20 protein-coding genes are annotated in these 17,981 nt (G+C 54.2%); 13 read left to right on the forward strand and 7 right to left on the reverse strand.

Going from position 1 to position 17,981, the window contains the following annotated elements; translation table 11 throughout:
* Positions 1-2: 2 nt before the first annotated feature.
* Both BLU01_RS26705 and proP read right to left on the reverse strand, forming a co-directional pair.
* The gene (locus BLU01_RS26705) at positions 3-740 is read right to left on the reverse strand and encodes an OBAP family protein (protein ID WP_092281755.1); all 738 of its coding nucleotides are present in this window, start codon (positions 738-740) and stop codon (positions 3-5) included.
* A gap of 79 nt (positions 741-819) precedes the next feature.
* The gene (gene proP / locus BLU01_RS26710; RefSeq protein WP_092281136.1) at positions 820-2,322 is read right to left on the reverse strand and encodes a glycine betaine/L-proline transporter ProP; all 1,503 of its coding nucleotides are present in this window, start codon (positions 2,320-2,322) and stop codon (positions 820-822) included.
* A gap of 314 nt (positions 2,323-2,636) precedes the next feature.
* Here proP and BLU01_RS26715 point away from each other — a divergent pair, with 314 nt between their 5' ends.
* Positions 2,637-3,251 (forward strand): dTMP kinase, encoded by a 615-nt coding sequence (locus BLU01_RS26715; RefSeq protein WP_092281138.1) that lies wholly within the window; start codon positions 2,637-2,639, stop codon positions 3,249-3,251.
* On the opposite strand, the gene BLU01_RS26720 is transcribed toward BLU01_RS26715, so the two are convergent.
* Positions 3,248-3,880, reverse strand: coding sequence for a TetR/AcrR family transcriptional regulator (locus BLU01_RS26720; RefSeq protein WP_231987117.1), 633 nt, complete (start codon positions 3,878-3,880; stop codon positions 3,248-3,250). The two genes, BLU01_RS26715 and BLU01_RS26720, sit on opposite strands and share 4 nt — an antisense overlap.
* Before the next feature lie 97 nt (positions 3,881-3,977).
* Here BLU01_RS26720 and BLU01_RS26725 point away from each other — a divergent pair, with 97 nt between their 5' ends.
* The 3 genes from BLU01_RS26725 to BLU01_RS26735 all read left to right on the forward strand — a co-directional run bounded on the left by BLU01_RS26725 (position 3,978) and on the right by BLU01_RS26735 (position 6,067).
* Positions 3,978-4,988, forward strand: coding sequence for a Rossmann-fold NAD(P)-binding domain-containing protein (locus BLU01_RS26725; protein WP_092281140.1), 1,011 nt, complete (start codon positions 3,978-3,980; stop codon positions 4,986-4,988).
* A gap of 240 nt (positions 4,989-5,228) precedes the next feature.
* Entirely contained in the window at positions 5,229-5,804 is a 576-nt protein-coding gene (gene rclC / locus BLU01_RS26730; protein ID WP_092281142.1) for a reactive chlorine resistance membrane protein RclC, read from the forward strand.
* Positions 5,805-5,833: 29 nt separating this feature from the next.
* Positions 5,834-6,067, forward strand: a complete 234-nt coding sequence (locus tag BLU01_RS26735; protein ID WP_092281144.1) for a DUF2790 domain-containing protein — start codon at positions 5,834-5,836, stop codon at positions 6,065-6,067.
* 95 nt (positions 6,068-6,162) lie between these two features.
* Here the strand turns inward: BLU01_RS26735 and BLU01_RS26740 are convergent, their stop codons facing one another.
* Both BLU01_RS26740 and BLU01_RS26745 read right to left on the reverse strand, forming a co-directional pair.
* On the reverse strand, positions 6,163-6,705 hold the full coding sequence (locus BLU01_RS26740) for a cytochrome P460 family protein (protein ID WP_092281146.1): 543 nt from the start codon (positions 6,703-6,705) through the stop codon (positions 6,163-6,165).
* A 128-nt stretch (positions 6,706-6,833) separates the two neighbouring features.
* A complete protein-coding gene (locus BLU01_RS26745; RefSeq protein WP_092281148.1) occupies positions 6,834-7,610 on the reverse strand; it encodes an alpha/beta fold hydrolase in 777 nt (258 codons plus the stop codon).
* A 499-nt stretch (positions 7,611-8,109) separates the two neighbouring features.
* Between BLU01_RS26745 and BLU01_RS27680 the strand changes: the two genes are divergently transcribed.
* On the forward strand, positions 8,110-8,346 hold the full coding sequence (locus BLU01_RS27680; protein ID WP_157720193.1) for a hypothetical protein: 237 nt from the start codon (positions 8,110-8,112) through the stop codon (positions 8,344-8,346).
* Between the two features lie 42 nt (positions 8,347-8,388).
* Positions 8,389-9,750 (forward strand): glutathione-disulfide reductase, encoded by a 1,362-nt coding sequence (gene gorA, locus BLU01_RS26750; RefSeq protein WP_092281150.1) that lies wholly within the window; start codon positions 8,389-8,391, stop codon positions 9,748-9,750.
* Positions 9,751-9,869: 119 nt separating this feature from the next.
* On the opposite strand, the gene BLU01_RS26755 is transcribed toward gorA, so the two are convergent.
* Entirely contained in the window at positions 9,870-10,802 is a 933-nt protein-coding gene (locus tag BLU01_RS26755; RefSeq protein ID WP_197675575.1) for an alpha/beta fold hydrolase, read from the reverse strand.
* Positions 10,803-11,161: 359 nt separating this feature from the next.
* Between BLU01_RS26755 and cynR the strand changes: the two genes are divergently transcribed.
* The 4 genes from cynR to BLU01_RS26775 all read left to right on the forward strand — a co-directional run bounded on the left by cynR (position 11,162) and on the right by BLU01_RS26775 (position 14,856).
* The gene (gene cynR / locus BLU01_RS26760; protein WP_092281152.1) at positions 11,162-12,046 is read left to right on the forward strand and encodes a transcriptional regulator CynR; all 885 of its coding nucleotides are present in this window, start codon (positions 11,162-11,164) and stop codon (positions 12,044-12,046) included.
* A gap of 150 nt (positions 12,047-12,196) precedes the next feature.
* On the forward strand, positions 12,197-12,826 hold the full coding sequence (locus BLU01_RS26765) for a glutathione S-transferase family protein (protein ID WP_092281154.1): 630 nt from the start codon (positions 12,197-12,199) through the stop codon (positions 12,824-12,826).
* Between the two features lie 198 nt (positions 12,827-13,024).
* Positions 13,025-13,945, forward strand: a complete 921-nt coding sequence (locus BLU01_RS26770; RefSeq protein ID WP_092281156.1) for a LysR substrate-binding domain-containing protein — start codon at positions 13,025-13,027, stop codon at positions 13,943-13,945.
* On the forward strand, positions 13,945-14,856 hold the full coding sequence (locus BLU01_RS26775; protein WP_092281158.1) for a LysR family transcriptional regulator: 912 nt from the start codon (positions 13,945-13,947) through the stop codon (positions 14,854-14,856). The genes BLU01_RS26770 and BLU01_RS26775 overlap by 1 nt, the downstream gene beginning before the upstream one ends.
* Before the next feature lie 37 nt (positions 14,857-14,893).
* On the opposite strand, the gene BLU01_RS26780 is transcribed toward BLU01_RS26775, so the two are convergent.
* Positions 14,894-15,670: an alpha/beta fold hydrolase gene (locus BLU01_RS26780; RefSeq protein WP_092281160.1), complete on the reverse strand. Its 777-nt coding sequence runs from the start codon at positions 15,668-15,670 to the stop codon at positions 14,894-14,896.
* Positions 15,671-15,931: 261 nt separating this feature from the next.
* On the opposite strand from BLU01_RS26780, the gene BLU01_RS26785 reads away from it, so the two are divergent.
* Genes BLU01_RS26785 through BLU01_RS26795 form a run of 3 tightly spaced genes read left to right on the forward strand, consistent with a single transcriptional unit; the run spans position 15,932 to position 17,855 of the window.
* Positions 15,932-16,555: a DJ-1/PfpI family protein gene (locus BLU01_RS26785; protein WP_092281162.1), complete on the forward strand. Its 624-nt coding sequence runs from the start codon at positions 15,932-15,934 to the stop codon at positions 16,553-16,555.
* A 42-nt stretch (positions 16,556-16,597) separates the two neighbouring features.
* A complete protein-coding gene (locus BLU01_RS26790; protein ID WP_092281164.1) occupies positions 16,598-17,143 on the forward strand; it encodes a cysteine hydrolase family protein in 546 nt (181 codons plus the stop codon).
* Between the two features lie 31 nt (positions 17,144-17,174).
* Entirely contained in the window at positions 17,175-17,855 is a 681-nt protein-coding gene (locus BLU01_RS26795; protein ID WP_092281166.1) for a glutathione S-transferase family protein, read from the forward strand.
* The last annotated feature ends 126 nt before the right edge of the window (positions 17,856-17,981 follow it).

Consider the following 17,981-nt stretch of genomic DNA (forward strand, 5'->3'; position numbering starts at 1 on the left):
CCTTACGGAACGGCCTGGCTATGTGAGTGCGGCGTGCCGGTCGGGTCTTCGATTTGAATGACATCGCCCTTGCGCCAGGCATCGGCGCCCGGATCAATCGCAGGCGCGGGAATGTCGGCGCGCGACTTCCTCTTCTCGGCACTGTTGATGCCGAATCGCTTGTCGCGCTCTGAGACTAACTTCTGATCAACTTGGCCATCTGCGGTGAATCCCATCATCAGTTGCGGAACGCCCAGCGGCAGGTCTTTATTGAGGTCGGTGTGCCACGTGTGCCAAGTCTTGCCGTAGGTGTGAACGAGTTTTTCCATCAGCGCATGTTCGGCAACTTCCGGGATCCCCGGCGCAACTAACTGGCCCGATTTCACTTCGTGGACATGGCTGTGCCACAAGGCTTTTTCAGCCTTCGGCAACTTGGCGAACAGTTGCTCGCTGATGATGTATTCCACGCCCATGAGCTTCGCGTCTTTGCGATTACCGTCGTAAATCACGCACTGGATCACCTCTTCATTGAGGATCGAACAGTAGTGATGCGCCTCCATCTGTACATCGGGATGACCATTGTAAAAATGGAAGCCATCGAGGTAAGCATTCAGCGCTTCAACCGGCGGGCGCGATTGCATCAGCGCTGCGCCGGCCTCCAGGGTCTTGGTCGAGGGCGTTTTCTCTGCGCCCGGCGCAACGACATTAGAGTCCGTATTGTTTGCGGCGCAGGCCGTCAGCAGTCCACTGACCGTCAGCATCAACAGTGGTCGGGACAGGGCAAAAGTGGCGCGTTTGCTTTTCATTGCAGATCCTTCTTACAAAGACTTGGAGCGTCGCTTAATCGATTCGCGGATGTTGCTGCACCAGGTTCTTACGCTTGGCTTCCAGCTCGGCAATTTCCGCATCGATGTCTTCGATCTTCTGCTCGATGTTGTCGTGATGTTCCTGCAGCAGTTCCTGTGCTTCTTCAATATCCGAAGCCGCCGGTGCTGCACCGCGTAATGGCTTGTTCGCGGTTTCTTTCATGGTGATACCTGTCGCCAACCCGATGACCGCAACGACCATCAAGTAATAGGCGGGCATGTACAGGTTCTGCGTGCTTTCCACCAACCAGGCCACGAGGGTAGGGGTGAGGCCGGCAATCAATACCGAAATATTGAAAGCACTGGCCAGCGCGCTGTAACGGATGTGGGTCGGAAACATCGCCGGGAGTGTCGACGCCATGACCCCGATAAAGAAGTTGAGTAACACCGCCAGCATCAGCAGCCCAGAGAAGATCAAACCAAGTTTGCCGCTGTTGATCAGCATGAAGGCCGGGATCGCCAGAAAGAACAAACCGATGCTGCCGCAAATAATGAAAGGACGACGGCCGATCTTGTCGCTGACGAAACCGATCATCGGCTGCACGAACAACATGCCGACCATGATCGCGATGATGATCAATACGCCGTGGTTTTCGCTGTAGTGCAAGTTGTGCGTCAGGTAGCTCGGCATGTACGTGAGCAGCATGTAGTAAGTCACGTTAGTCGCTGCAACCACGCCAACGCAGGTCATCAGGCTGCGCCAATGTTTGGTGGCGACTTCCTTGAACGACACTTTGGGACCGCTGGCCAAGCCTTCGCGGTCGCCTTGTTCAAGTTTCTCGACGTGTTGCTGGAAGGCCGGGGTTTCTTCGAGCGCGTTACGCAAGTAGAGGCCGATCATGCCCAGTGGCAGGGCGAGGAAGAACGGCAGACGCCAGCCCCAGGATTCAAACTGCTCTTCGCCCAAAATCGTCGAAATCAGCACTACGACGCCGGCGCCGAAGACAAACCCGGCGATTGAGCCGAAGTCCAGCCAGCTGCCAAGGAAACCGCGCTTGCGATCCGGCGCGTATTCGGCGACGAAGATCGAGGCACCGGTGTATTCACCGCCCACCGAGAAACCTTGAGCCATTTTCGCCAGCAACAACAGGATCGGCGCCCAGATACCAATCGAGGCGTAGGAGGGGATCAGGCCGATGGCGAACGTGCTGAGCGACATGATCACGATGGTCGCGGCGAGGACTTTCTGTCGGCCGTATTTATCGCCCAACGTGCCGAAAAACAAACCGCCCAGCGGTCGGATCAGGAACGGCACCGAGAATGTCGCCAACGCGGCAATCATCTGCACGCTTGGGTCGGCGCCAGGGAAAAACACTTTGCCGAGCACGTAGGCGACGAAACCGTAGACGCCGAAGTCGAACCATTCCATGGCGTTGCCAAGCGCGGCGGCGGTGATCGCTTTGCGCATCTTGACGTCGTCGACGATGGTGATGTCTTTCAAACCAATCGGTTTGACTTTTTTCTCACGAGATTTCATGCGGACCACTCTGTACCTGATCAGTCTTGATGCAAACCGCCGAGCCCGCTGTGGCGTGGGCTAGACGCGTTTGCCGTTGCCGGTGCTATCTTTTTGATGTCACGGCTTGTTCCTGATCAGATACAAGAGGAAACGAAATAATTCACCGCTGGCTGAGTTTTTTTGCTGGTGGCAGAAGGTGGGACGGGCGTCTCAGAGGTTTAGGGGCAGGTTTCTGGTTGAATCGGAAGGTGCATGTTTCACCCGCAGGCTTACCAGAACTATGTCCGGAAACACGTTAGAGTGCTCGCCACTGTCTGTTCAGAACTCAAAGAATGAATCGTCCGCTGTTTGTTTCCCTGGATGGCCCCAAAGGCACCGGCAAAACCACGCTGTTGGAGGCCATTACCCAAGCGCTGAGGGCTGATAACAAAAAAGTGATCCGGCTTTGCGAGAAAAAAAGTGATCCCTTCAGGGGTGCAACGATGGCCCTGGTCAACCAGCTCGTCAGAAAACCCAGCGTCGATCTGGAGTGGGCGGTGTGTCAGCGGTTTGCTGATAGTCGAGCCTGGATTTCGCAGAACGTGCTGACCAAACAGCCCCCGGACAGCATCATCTTGATTGATCGCTGGTATCCCTCTGATGCCGCGTTTCGCCGAATTGCCCCGTTCGCCGACATTCTGCAATTGAACCTGGATCGAAACGTGCAAGTGCCCGACCTGCATGTCGGGGTTGTCACCGATCCTGAGATTTCCTGGGCGCGGGCTGCGGCACGCTCGCGTGGGTTGAGCAGTACGGTGATGCACAAGCTCGAAGAACATGTCGCGAGCACCGAGGCGTTCGAGCGCGCGGTTGCCGAGCATGGCTGGGTTTTGTGCCGCAATGAAGGGACGATCGAAGCGGCGACGGCGCAGGTGGTTGCCGAGATTAATAGCGTTCTCGCTGGTTAGTCCGCGCGCAAGGCACCCTGTATCAGTGATGCGAATGAGGCGGTCATTTGCTGGATGTCATGCTGCCCGCGGATCAATGCGCCGGAGAGCGCTTCCCCGGCGCCGATCAGGCCGATACAGCGTCGCTCCAGTTCGTCTGCTGTCAGTGGCGCAGCCGCGTGAGGCTTGAGCACGGCGATGAACATTTGCACGCAGTTATCCAGCAGCTCCTGAAATACCACTGATTTTTCTTCGCTGCCGGCCAGCGCCGCGCCGACTGCGTGAAACTCATCGGTGTGGTCTGCTGCGCACTGAATGTAGGCGCTGGCCAGAATCAGCGCGGTTTCGCCCGGCCCCTGTGTGGTGTTGGCCATGGCCTCACGCAACGCATTGACTCGCTCGGCATCAATCCATTTGTAGAGCTCGATCAACAACGCCGAGCGCGTAGCGAAGTGATCGTAAACCACCGGTTTGGACACGCCGGCGCGGACGGCCAAATGCCCGAGAGTGAGTCTGTCGGCGCCTTCCTCGCGCACGATCAGCAGCGCCGTATCCAGCAATTGCTGGCGCCGTTCGGCTTTGGAAAGGCGCCGCGCCGCTGAAGGTTGGGTAGGTTGCTCGGTGGTTTTTGGCACGTGATCGATTTCCAAAACAATAAAACCTACCAATGGTAGGCGAAAGTTACAGCGCTCATGTTAGGGTGTCTACCAATAGTAGGTTGCAGTCCCTGAACGAGGAGAATACACAATGTCAATTGATCCTATCTTGTTAATGGGCGGTTCCGGCGCGATTGGTCACCAGACTGCCCGGGCATTGCGCGCCGCGCATCCTGATGCGCCTTTACTGATCGCTGGCCGCGACCTGGCCAAAGTCCAGCAGGCGGCAGAACAGATTGGCGGCGCGCAGGGCGTGGTCATTGACGCTGCCGCAGCCGACTTGGGTTTGGGCAATCAGTCGGTCAGCGGCGTCGTGGTGTTTTACATGGATCATGCCCTCGCCGGGTTGCGTTTCGCCCAACAGCGCGGTGTGCCTCACCTGAGTATTTCCTCCGGCGTGTTCGAGATCGCGCCGGAAATTGCGACTTACATGCACACGCCAGACGCAGCGCCGATTGTCCTCGGTTACGAATGGATGGTCGGCTCAACGACTGTGTCGACGCTGCACTTGGCCAAGGCGTTTAGCCGGGTGCACGACATCAGCATCCACGCGCTGGTCGATGAACAGGACGGCGGAGGGCCGACCGTCGCCAAGGATTTCGAACACTTGAGCAAGATGCTGCCAGCCGCCCTGACACGGCGCGACGGCGTGTACATCTGGCGCGAAGGCGAGGATGCCAAGGTCAGCTTTCGCGCGGTCGATGGTACGCAAATGCAGGCCTCCGGTTTCTCCTCCATCGACGTTGTCGGTTTGGCCGCTGCGACTGGTGCGCCCAATGTGCAGTTCAATCTGGCGAGCGGGGTTAGTTCATCGCGACGCCAGGGACAACCGATGTCGACTGAAATCATCATCGAACTCGCAGGCGAGGACTTGACCGGCAAACCGTTGCGCACCCGCCACGCCACCGTCCACCCGGCAGGCGCGGCGGCGCTGACCGGCCTGAGCGTCGCCATGCTCCTTGAGCGACTGCTCGGGCTCGACGGTCAACCACCGACTGCGCCAGGCCTGTACTTTCCTTATCAATTGCTCAACGCAGGCGCATATCTGCAACGCCTCGGAAAAGAAGGAGGTGAGTTGCGTGAGTTGCCAATGCTCCAGTGACAGATAAATTCGGCAGTAGGGCAATGACATCGAGTTGGAGGCGATTCACTCGCTGAAGAAATAGATCACTCACCCGCACGCGCTTTGCCTCGATACCGCAAGGTATCGAGGCTTTTTTATGCCTGAAAGGTCTTCAGCAGTAGGTTGAGACGATCAAGCAATAAACTGAGCAAGACGCACAAAAACGGCTTTCAAACCCACGTCAGACTACCTCCACATTCACAGATTTGGAGAAGTCTCATGCTCACATCTTTTACTGCCTGGCTGCGGTTTATCAGCAAAGTCGATACTGTCGGAACGTCACTCATGCGACTGGCTATCGCTATCGTTTTTCTATGGATCGGAGCGCTGAAATTCGTTCCATATGAAGCTGACAGCATCACTCCTTTCGTTGCCAACAGCCCATTCATGTCTTTCTTCTATGAGCACCCAGAAGAATACAAAGCGCACCTCACACATGAAGGCGAGTTGAACGCAGAGAAGCGCGTTTGGCAAACCGCTAACAACACGTACGGTTTTTCGACTGGACTCGGGATCGTTGAAATCTTGATCGGTCTGCTCGTGCTGTCAAATTCGATTTCGCGACGTACTGGCCTGTTGGGTGGCGCGCTGGCCTTCGGTACACCGCTGGTAACGCTGAGCTTTTTGATTACCACTCCTGAGGCCTGGGTGGGCGCTCTCGGAGATGCGCAACATGGTTTTCCCTATCTGTCGGGGGCAGGTCGTTTGGTGCTCAAAGATGTACTGATGCTAGCCGGCTCTTTACCCGTGATGGCTGACTCCGCGCGTCAATTGCTCCGCGAACGCTCCGCTTGATCACTCTTGCCACTAGTTGGAAAAACATGATGAAAACCTTAATGGCTTTGTTCTTAATGGTCGTTGCCGGCTCTGCTTTTGCTGGCGAGGGTGCCCAGGCTGCACGTACAGGCGTTCCCTTGGACGTTGCTAAAACTATCAGCATCACTGATACCTCCTTAGCCTGCGGTATCGTGCCAGTTGAAATGGTTTATGAAGACTCAAAAGGTGAACGGCATACCGTCACCTACCAAGTGCAGGGCGGGGGATGCATGGGCGGCTGAATACGCTGTGCGTTGCTCTGACAGCACTGGCCTGTACGCGTTGATCTTTCGCCGAATTGCAATGCAGAGAACTCAACATAAAGGACGCTTGGCGATTACTTCGAATACTTTGTGAAGATGAAGTCATCCTGAGGAGGCAATTTGGTGTGGCAAGCGAAACAGGTGTTCATGAGCTGCTCACTAGGGTTGGCTTTGCCATTTTCAAACTGGCCGTAACCCCAACCCCCAGTACTTGCGTAGCGCTTTGAGTCTTTAACTTCTATCTGCACGTTCGTCGGCTCTCCGGCTATGTATGATTGCACGCGACCGAAGACGGCGTTGTTCCTTGCGGAGGATTCATACTTATAAGCGAGTCGCGCGATGATGGTGCCGTCTGGAAATGGGATAGTCCCGTCCCGATACGCTTTCATTGCAATATCATTTCCCAGGATCACACGAATGTCGGCTTTGTCACCCTCTTCATGGGCGATGCTAACGAATTGCCATTCGCGATATCCCTCAGGAAGAGCGACTCCAAAAATAGGCGAGCGATCTTTATCAGCGCCAGTAGACGAGTCTGCGTATGCAACAATTGAAACTCCTGCAATACCACTCAAAATACTGGCGATTGCAGTTACCACGAGCAATTTCGTCTTCATCTTATAACTCCTGCGACGGACGCAGTTTTATCGACTGCCGTCGTTTTAGGGCTTTATGAGAGCATCCGTAACACCACCGGATGCTCGTTCACTGACGAAGCGGCTCAATACTAAGCCGCGACTTTTTGTCATTTGGCGTTAGCTGCTTTTTCGATCAGGCTGGCGACGACTTTCGGGTTGGACACCATCACAACGTGAGAGGCGTCTTTGACTGCGACGGTTTGCCTGGCGTGTGCCCGCTCGGCCATGAATACCTGGGCTTGTGCCGGAATGTTCTTGTCGGCGGTGCCATAGACGAACCAGGAAGGAATGGTTTTCCAGGCCGGCTCGGTCGATGCTTCATTTAGCGCGGCGACAGTGACGGGACGTTGAGTTGCAGCCATCACGCGAGCGTCCGCGTTGGAGACGTCCGCCGCAAACTGGTCGTGAAATTTGTCTTGCTGGATATACAGATCCTTACCGCCGTCAGCCAAGGCAACTGGAGGAGCGAGGGTAGGGCCGAGCGTGCCACCCGGAAAACGTCCAGATAAATCTGCGGTGGATTCACCTGCTTCGGGTGCAATGGCTGCGACGAATACCAACGCTTTGACATTGGCGTTGCCGTAGGCCGCTTCGCTGATGACCGGGCCACCGTAGGAATGCCCAACCAGCACGACCGGCGTTTTGATGCTGGCGAGCACATCGGCAACAGACTGCGCGTCACCTTTGAGTGAGCGCAGCGGGTTCGAAGCTGCGATCACTGGATAGCCATCTTTTTCCAGAATTTTGACGACGCCATTCCAACTGCTCGAATCGGCGAAGGCGCCGTGTACGAGTACCACAGTCGGTTTGACCGGCGCTGCCAGCGCGGCGGTGGCTGTAATCATCGCGGCTGCGAGGGACAGACCTGAGAATAACTTGTTCATCTAGTGTTCCTGTATGTGAAGAGATTGACGCAACTCCACCAATTTGTGTCGGGTACAGAACTAGCCTTCCCCTCTCGGGTGAGCACGTAGTAAGTCTGTGCAACGATGCAAAACCTTCTTTGCATCGTGAAAACAAACAACCGTCATCAGGCTGATGACTCTGCGGCCGATTGCAAATCAATGCTGTGCGTGTCACATGCTCTGCCCTAAGCAAATGCAGGAGAACGACCAAAAAAGACAATCTACTGTTCCAGTTTTTGAAATGGCCGCGATTTTTTGCAGCAAATTTGGAAGAGTCCTCCGGCTGCGTGTTGCACTAGATCCTTCCCGAGTAGATTGACTACCTATTCAGAAGGCTCTACCCCACATTGTTTCATCCAGCACAATTAAGCCATGACATCTCTGCCCGTTCTCTAAACCCCATTTGTTAGTGAAACTTATCCCAGAAGCGATCAACCACTGGAGTTGTCGCAGCGTTTTGCATTGCTGGGAGATCCCAATGTTTGGCACTACTCAATCCTGCTCTGGCGATTCCTATCCTGATACTTCAAGCGTGCTTCATTGTGAGCACGAAGCGGGCTTTTTGCTTCCCCAGTTCATGGGCGCTTTGGCAAGTGAAACCAGCGGATTAGGCATGACTGATAAGTGCCAACCGCAATCAGGCGAAGGTTTGTTTTCGCGGCTTCGTACCGCACTGACGCATTCGCTGAAGTTCCGGTCGTTATTCCTCAAATGAAATGGACAGCCGGGCGCTGTGCATTCCCTACAGAGAACTGAAATGAGCTACGACTTCGATTTATTCGTCATTGGTGCCGGCTCGGGTGGAGTGCGTGCTGCAAGGTTTGCAGCTGGTTTTGGTGCAAAAGTAGCGGTTGCCGAGAGTCGATACTTAGGCGGCACGTGTGTGAATGTCGGCTGTGTTCCAAAAAAGTTGCTGGTTTACGGTGCTCATTTTGCTGACGACTTCGAACAGGCCGAAAGCTTCGGCTGGACAGCGGGCAAAGCGAATTTCGACTGGCCATCGCTTATTGCGAACAAGAACCGTGAGATCGCTCGTCTCAATGGCATCTACCGTAAGCTTTTGATTGATAGCGGCGTCACGTTGCTCGAAGGCCATGCGCGATTAGCAGATGCGAACCATGTTGATATAAACGGCCAGCGTTTCAGCGCTGAGCGGATTTTGATTGCGACTGGCGGATGGCCGCAGATTCCGGACATTCCGGGAAAGGAGTATGCGATCACTTCGAACGAAGCATTCTTCCTGGAAGCGTTGCCCAAGCGGATCCTGGTGGTCGGCGGTGGTTACATTGCCGTGGAATTCGCCGGCATTTTCAACGGGCTAGGCGCTGATACCCGGCTGCTGTATCGAGGCGATCTGTTTTTGCGAGGATTCGATCAGTCAGTGCGTATTCATCTGGCAGAGGAATTGACCAAGCGCGGGTTGCGACTTGATTTCAACACTGACATTGTCCGAATTGATAAGCAGCCAGACGGAAGTTTGCTCGCGACGCTTCAGGATGGAACGCAGCTGGAAACTGACAGCATTTTCTACGCCACTGGTCGAAGGCCTATGCTCGATAATCTTGGGCTGGAAAACACCCGCGCCGAACTCACCGAGGCTGGCTATATTGACGTGAATGAGCACTTTGAAACTCGCGAGCCTTCCATATTGGCTCTGGGTGATGTCATTGGCGGTGTCCAGTTGACACCCGTTGCAACAGCAGAGGGCATGGCAGTTGCTCGGCGGTTGTTCAACCCTGAGCAGTATCGGCCGGTCGATTATCGGCACATTCCGACCGCTGTGTTCAGTCAGCCGAACATCGGCACGGTGGGGCTTACCGAACAACAAGCCGTTGAGCAGGGCCACAAAGTAATGGTGTTCGAGAGCAGGTTCCGCCCGATGAAATTGACGCTCACCGAGTCGTCAGAACAAACGCTGATGAAGCTGGTAGTGGACGCAGAATCTGATCGAGTGTTGGGATGCCACATGGTCGGTCCGGACGCGGGGGATATTATTCAAGGCTTAGCGATTGCTCTTAAGGCGGGTGCCACGAAACGACTTTTCGATGACACTATTGGCGTTCATCCGACCTCCGCAGAAGAGTTCGTGACCCTCCGGACGGCGGTGAGTAGCAAGTGACGGAAGACGATGGAGTCTTTACCACCCGCAGTCGTATGACGCAGATCGATTTAACGTTTAATCGGTAGGGTTGAGCAGGAACTAAAAGCGCACTCTGATCAGGTCAGAGTGCGCTTTTTTCATTTTTGCTTGATCAGGAATTTTCGAGTGAGGTTCGCGACGTCTTCCAGCCGGGTGTCCATAACGAAATGTCCGCCGTCGAGAATCGCAATCTCTGCATTGGGCAAGTCCCGGCGAAAAGCTTCAGCGCCTGCAACGGTAAAGGCCAAATCATGCTTGCCCCAGATAACCAATGTGGGTAGCTGATGTTCACGCAGCCATTGCTGCCACGCCGGGTAGGCATCGATATTAGTGCGATAGTCATAGATCAGCGCCATTTGAATCGCGCCTTCACCGGGGCGGTTGAGGAATGCCACTTCGTCTTGCCATAAATCGGGGTTGTACGCTGTGACGTCCGGGTCGCTGCCAACATGCCGCTGTCGAGTTACATCCAAGGATAAATGAGCCGCCTGGAACTTGGCCTCATAGGCATTGCGGTCGGCCCAGTAAGCTTTGCGGCTGTCCCACATCTTGCCCAAACCTTCTGCATAGACATTGCCGTTTTGGAACACCATTGAGGTTACGGCTTCGGGCCTTGCGATGGCTAATCGCATACCGACGGGAGCGCCGTAGTCCTGCATAAACAAGCTGTATCGTTTGAGCCCGACTGCGTCCGTGAAGTGCTCCATTACCTTGGCAAGGTGATCAAATGTGTAGACGAACTTGTCTGGTGGGGGCGCATCGCTGTTACCGAAGCCTGGGTAGTCCGGAGCAATGAGGTGAAAACGGTTACCCAATTGCTTCATGAGATCGTCGTACATACGAGACGAGCTGGGCACTCCATGAAGGAGTAATACGGAGGGGGCGCTGGGATCGCCAATTTCTCGATAGGCGATATTTACTCCATCGACCGTCACTTGGCGGTACTGCATTTTTGGCGTTTCCGCTTGGGCGTGTCCGAAGCCCAAAAGCATCGTCAACACGAGAAAGGAGAGGTATTTAAGTAAGGGCATCACCGGTACTCCAGTGGGTGCAGAGCTAATCTGCGGAGAAATTAGCCTGCGTGTTGATGTTGTTTTGCGCTGCTTCTGATACTCGATAACTGATAGTCGATAACTGATATTCGATAAACCGCTGAATCAGCGGAATGGCTAACAATGGCAATGCGGTATTTCACCTAGTGAAAGAATCAATAGGGCGCACGTACTTGAATCCCGGCGCAGGGCTGGGCATCTTCGCGCTAGCGGTGCTCACGGAAGGTCCATTGCCTTTTGGCAGTCTCGGTTGAGAATAAAACTGATCACTGCTCGGCCAATCGCTGGGCAACGGTCAGAGTTACAATGCATCACGAACCCAATCTTTCGGTGATCCAATGCTTCTAAGACACTTGCGGTATTTGTTGGCAGTAGCTGACCACGGTGGCTTCACCCGAGCCGCAGAAGTCCTGCATGTGTCTCAGCCGACACTGTCGCAGCAGATACGGCAGCTGGAAGAAACGCTTGGCGTCAGCCTTTTTGACCGAACATCGCGGACTGTCAGACCCACAGATGCTGGACTTGCCTACATCGAATGCGCCCGGCGCGTACTGGTGGAGCTGGCGGCGGGCAAACGGGCATTGCACGACGTGAAAGACTTGTCCCGTGGCACGTTAAGGCTGGCCATGGCCCCAACCTTTATGGCGTACGTCTTAGGTCCGTTAGTGCGTGATTACATCGCCCAATTCCCGAACATTCGCTTGGAGATTTTCGAGTTATCGATGGGCGATATCGAACAGGGACTGGTCGATGACTCGCTGGACATAGCTGTTGCATTTGACCAAGTGAGAAACGCTGATATCGAATCAATCCCGGCGTTTGTTGAGACACTCGGTCTGATGGTTGGCCGCGCTCACCCACTTTATGACTGCCAGGAAGCACTCACGACGGACCAGTTAGCTGAACTTGATTTTGCGTTGCTAACCCCTGACTTCGCTACGCGCATTTGTATCGATGAGTACTTCACCAGTGTGAAAATTACGCCCAAGGTGACGATTCAGGTCAACTCCGTAAACACGTTGCTTGAAGTCATCCGAAACACCGCGGTCGCCACCATTCTTCCTGAACCCATAGCCACGCAGGATCGCGCTCTGCACAAGCTGGCCTTGGTCGACAAGGCGCCTCAACGTGGCGTGTCGATTCTAAGACGAAAAAATAACTACCACAGTGCAGCGTCGGTCGCGTTCATGAACTTGATGCTTGGATCCGCGGCATTGGACTGAGAATAGAGTACTGACAATAGAGTACTGACCATTACGCCCAGTGAAATGCTGGATTGCAATTAATGGTAATTCCTCTGTTTGGTAGGGGAGAGCAAGATGACTCCATCGACACGATCACCGGGTCGAATCCAGAAAAAACCGGAGTACGTCATGTCCCAACAACCCATCAAACTTTATCGTCACCCATTGTCTGGCCACGCGCATCGTGTCGAATTGATGCTCTCACTGCTCGGCCAGCCAACAGAATTGATATTTGTGGATCTGATGAAGGGCGCGCACAAAACGCCCGAATTCCTGGCGCTCAATAGCTTTGGCCAAGTACCGGTGATCGATGATAACGGCACCGTTCTAGCGGACTCGAACGCCATTCTGGTCTATCTCGCTGCTAAATACGGCAACGGCGAGTGGCTGCCCACTGATCCTTTAGCGCAGGCAAAAGTGCAACGCTGGCTGTCAGTTGCCGCCGGGCAGATCAACTCAGGCCCCGCTACCGCTCGACTGATCACTGTGTTCGGTGCCGGTTACAACGCGGAGGATGCGATCAGCAAGTCCCACACCCTGCTGACGGTGATGGAGCAAGAATTGGGTAAAAGCAAATTCCTGGCTGGCGACAAACCGACCGTCGCCGATGTAGCAGCCTACACCTACGTCTCCCATGCTCCAGAAGGCAATGTTGCACTGACTGACTATCCTAACGTTCGGGCCTGGTTGAGCAGTATCGAGGCATTGCCAAATTTCGTAGGTATGCAGCGCACTGCCAAGGGCTTGCAACAAGTTTGATCCAACGGCCGGAGCTACCCGGGGAAAATTCCGGGTGGCTTTCGCTAATTCAACTACGATCACTTCGAATTTTCGCCTGTCGCACTAGTCATCTGGATAGGGTTTGCACTAGTCGCTCCAGGCGACACTTTTTTGCATCCATGTCTGCTCGCTCTCGCGATCAGATCTTGCTGTCCCTACACCACGGCAGAGTCGCCTATGGATCGCTTTCAGGAAATGCAGATATTCATGACGGTGGCCGAAGAAGAAGGTTTTGCGGCCGCCGCCCGTCGTTTGAATATTTCTCCCCCCAGCGTTACCCGTGCCATTGCTGCCATGGAGGAACGCATCGGCACTCAGTTGCTCTCACGCACAACTCGTAGCTTGCACTTGACTGAGGCTGGGCAACGTTATCTCGATGATTGCCGACGAATACTCGGTGAGATCAATGAAGCGGAGGAAGCTGCTGCTGGCAGCTACTCAGTTCCATGTGGGCACCTGACGGTGACAGCTCCCGTGCTTTTCGGGGAGTTGTACATCGCGCCTTTGCTGGCTGAGTACTTGGATCAATTTCCTTCCGTACATCTCAACGCGTTACTGGTTGACCGCGTGACAAGCATGGTGGATGAAGGTATCGATGTGGCGATCCGTATTGGCCATTTGCACGAGAATAATCAGCACGGTATTAAAGTTGGCGAGGTGCGCCAGGTCATTTGTGGTGCCCCCAAGTATTTCGAGGAATTCGGCAGGCCCCGCCATCCTGGCGAGTTAGGTTCCGCCAAAATCGTTATGTCTTCCGCAAGCCATTTGTTGAGCGATTGGCAATTTGAGAATGAAGGAAATGCACTAAGCTTTCGTTTCGATCCGCAGCTAGTCGTTACCGCAAATCAAGCTGCCATCAATATTGCTTGTCTGGGCTGGGGTGTGACACGTGTGTTGTCCTATCAGGTGGCTAGTCAAGTAGCCGCCGGTGAACTGGAAGTGGTACTCCAGGATTTTGAACCGCCCGCTTTACCCATCCAGGTCGTTTACCTCAAGAATAATCGCGTACCAGCGAAGATACGTACGTTCGTGGATTTCCTCACGGAACGTCTGGGACGTGATACGGCACTTCGACCTACGATGAAAAGTGCGCTCTGATGGACCGCTTTCATGAAATGCTCATGTTTGAAGCGCTCTCGGAGCGGCCAAGCCTAGCGGCAGCTGCGCGCCGTCTTAACGTTTCTGGCCCGACGGTTGTTCGCGCGATTGCTCGGTTGGAGAGGCGTCTCGGGGTGCCGTTATTGCAACGGAGCACTCGTGGAGTGTCGCTGACTGAGTCGGGTGCTGCATTCATGGCTGATTGCTCCCGCATCCTCAAAGAAATCGAAGATGCAGAAGCCTCAGCTAAAGGCCTTCATGTTCAGGCTCAGGGTAATCTGACTGTCTTGCTTCCACTGCTTTTCAGCCGCTATGTAATGACGCCTTTGCTTGCGAGCTACATGGAGTTTTATCCCGAGGTCCGAGTATTCGCCCATTATCATGATCGTTTTCCAAACATGAACGAGGAGGGGCTTGATGTCGCCGTGCTGGTCGGAAATTTGCCAAGTTCCTCGTTGATAGCAAGGCCGGTTGGCTATGTTCGTACGATCGTATGCGGCAGCCCCGCCTATCTCGAAAGCCATGGTGTGCCCGCCGAGCCTGAGGATCTTAAAAGTCACCGGCTAATTGGCATTCAAGCTTATCGGGAGAAGATCAACTGGGATTTTTCCAACCAAGGCTTTCAATCCACCCTTAAGGCCCGATCACGCGTTAGTTGCACCACCGTTCAATCTGCCATCGATGCGGCGGCTCATGGCGCGGGACTTACGCGCTGCCTCAGTTATCCCGCCTACGATTATTTAAATGGCGGTCGGTTGCGCAGGGTGTTGCAACCTTTCGAACTGCCAGCGCTTCCAGTTCATGTCGTTTACCGAGAAGGGCGTAGGGCTTCAATGAGAGTGCGCAGTTTTGTCGACCACATTGTCGAGGGCCTGCGCGAACATCCGGCAATGTTGCCGGATGTTCATTGAGCGTTCGGCGATCCCGGACTGAGGTCGCCGACTAGCTTCATTTGTCGTTAGCTGCTTTTTCGATCAGGCTGGCGACGACTTTCGGGTTGGACACCATCACAACGTGCGAGGCGTCTTTGACTGCCACGGTTTGCCTGGCGTGTGCCCGCTCGGCCATGAATACCTGGGCTTGTGCCGGAATGTTCTTGTCGGCGGTGCCATAGACGAACCAGGAAGGAATGGTTTTCCAGGCCGGCTCGGTCGATGCTTCATTTAGCGCGGCGACAGTTACGGGACGTTGAGTCGCCGCCATCACGCGCGCGTCCGCGCTTGAGACGTCGGCTGCGAACTGGTCGTGAAATTTTTCTTGCTGGATATACAGATCTTTGCCGCCGTCAGCCAAGGCAACTGGAGGAGCGAGGGTAGGGCCGAGCGTGCCACCCGGAAAACGTCCAGATAAATCTGCGGTGGATTCACCTGCTTCGGGTGCAATGGCTGCGACGAATACCAGTGCTTTGACATTGGTGTTGCCGTAGGCCGCTTCGCTGATGACCGGGCCTCCATAGGAATGTCCGACCAGCACGACTGGCGTTTTAATGCTGGCGAGCACATCGGCGACCGACTGCGCGTCACCTTTGAGAGAGCGCAGCGGGTTCGACGCTGCGATAACTGGATAGCCATCTTTTTCCAGAATTTTGACGACGCCATTCCAACTGCTCGAATCGGCGAAGGCGCCGTGTACGAGTACCACAGTCGGTTTGACCGGCGCAGCCAGCGCGGCGGCGGCAGTAACCATCGCAGCTGCGAGGGCCAGACCTGCAAAAATCTTTTTCATTTAATGTTCCTCTGTAAGCGAGAGATGGGCTGTGAGCGACAGCAATAGTTAAACCGCTGGCTGTGTCCTGTATGTGTCGAAGTAGCGAGTGCTCCGCATGGAACTGTGTCTAATGCCACTTTTGCTACAAACAGATACAAGCTCTCCAGCATTTCAGTAGGCGAAACATTGGATTGTGTTTTGTGTTCGTTCTCACCAAAGCGATTAAAGCGGAGCATGCGTTTCAAGCACTTTATTAACGCCGGACCGCGGAGCTGCCTGATGAAACGAGTACTCATGCTGTTAGCCAATGGTGTCGAACCAATGGAGATGGCGGCTTTCACCGACGTGCTCGGCTGGGCTGACTTGCTCGGTGACTTTCCTGTTGAGTTAGTGAATGCAGGCCTTCGCAGGAAAATTATTACTACGTTCGGGCTCTCGCTTAATCCCAATTACCTGCTGAGCGATTTGGACGTCAGTAGCTTTGATGCTCTGGCATTGCCGGGTGGTTTCGAGCCGTCAGGATTCTATGAGGAAGCGCTTAGTGAGCCTTTCCTTGAAACCATTCGCCAATTTGTTGATGCCGGCAAACCTGTCGCCAGTGTTTGTGTGGCATCGGTGTGCTTGGGTGCGGCGGGCGTCCTACGTGATAAGAATGCGACGACGTATCACCAGGAGGGCGGAAAACGGAAAAACCAGTTAGTGGAATCTGGCGCTCTGTTCCTGGATCGACCTGTCGTAGTTCACGACAACATCATTACTTCCAGCGGTCCGGGCACCGCCACTGAAGTTGCGTTCTTGCTGTTGGAAAAACTGACCAGTCTAGAGAACGCTACTTCTATCCGCCAAAAAATGCGCTTCGCCACACCTGATCGGGATTGGTACGACACGCCGCAGGTGCCGTAGTCCTCACTCAATATTATTTATCGACTTTCTGCAGGTAATTGTATGACTGACACAGCACTTATCGTCGTTGATATTCAGAACGACTATTTCTCCGGTGGAAAATGGGAACTCAACGCCGTTGACGCTGCGGCAGATAATGCTGCGCGCGTAATCGCATCGGCACGTGTTCGAGGCGACACAGTCATTCACATTCGGCACGAAACCCTCGCTGCCGATGCTCCTTTTTTTGTGCCTGGCTCCGTTGGTGCGCAACTGCATGAAAAGGTGCGTAATCAGAGCGACGAATTGGTCATCGTCAAACACTTTATGAATCCATATCGCGAGACACAACTGCGCGAGGTGCTGGAGAAGCAGGGCATTAAAAAAGTCGTTGTTGTCGGCAATATGAGTCACATGTGCATCGATGCGGTCACTCGCTCATCTGACGATTTCGGGTATGCCACAACAGTCATCCACGACGCCTGCGCGACTCATGATCTGGAATTTAATGGGGTAAAAGTTCCATCAGCTCTGGTGCACGCAGCCTTCATGGCCGCCTTGCAATTCGGCTACGCCAAAGTGCAGAGCGCAGATGAATATCTCTCCTGATTTCCCCTCGATAGGTTCAGAGGTTAACCCGATGGCAAACCCATCCGCTGCATTGGACTATTACTACTGGCCGACGCCGAACGGGCAAAAAGTCGCGATTTTTCTTGAAGAATCTGGCCGTCCCTATACAGCTCATCCGGTCAACATCAGCAAGGGCGAACAGTTTTCTCCCGAATACACAGGGCTTTCACCAAACCAACGCATACCAGCGATTGTAGATAACGAAGTTGGTGTTTCAGTTTTTGAATCGGGCGCAATTTTACTGTACTTGGCTCAACGTCGTGGTCAGTTTTTTCCGAGAGACTCTAAAGGGGCCGCGTCGGTTCTACAGTGGTTATTCTGGCAGGCTGCCAGTCTCGGCCCGATACTTGGGCAAGCAGTGTTTTTTTTAAACTACGCCTCCGAGCATGTCCCGCTTGCGGTAGAGCGATTCAGTAAAGAGACCGAGCGACTGTATAGAGTGATGGAGCAGCAGTTGAGCCATCAATCTTTTATTGCAGGTGAATACTCGATCGCTGACATGGCGATTTACCCATGGTTGCTGCAACACGAAAAGCAAGGCATGAAATTGGATACCTATCCGCACATTGCCGCCTGGCTTGCGAAAATTACTGCCCGGCCAGCGGTGATCCGTGCCTACGCTAAAGGAGAGGAAATTCGCCCATCAGGGCAAACCGATCAGGACAGGAAAAAGCTCTACAAGTTGTCGTAAGGACCGTCGCTGCGACTGAAGGAAATGATGTAAAGGCGTGCGGGACGCCAATGTGTCTCGCAGATACGTGTAACGCTCCGGCCTGCAAGGCGTTGCATTGATGGTATCGGCGGGTGCTCAGTGAAC

The organism is Pseudomonas prosekii (assembly GCF_900105155.1).
In the GTDB taxonomy this organism is placed as follows: Bacteria; Pseudomonadota; Gammaproteobacteria; order Pseudomonadales; family Pseudomonadaceae; genus Aquipseudomonas; species Aquipseudomonas prosekii.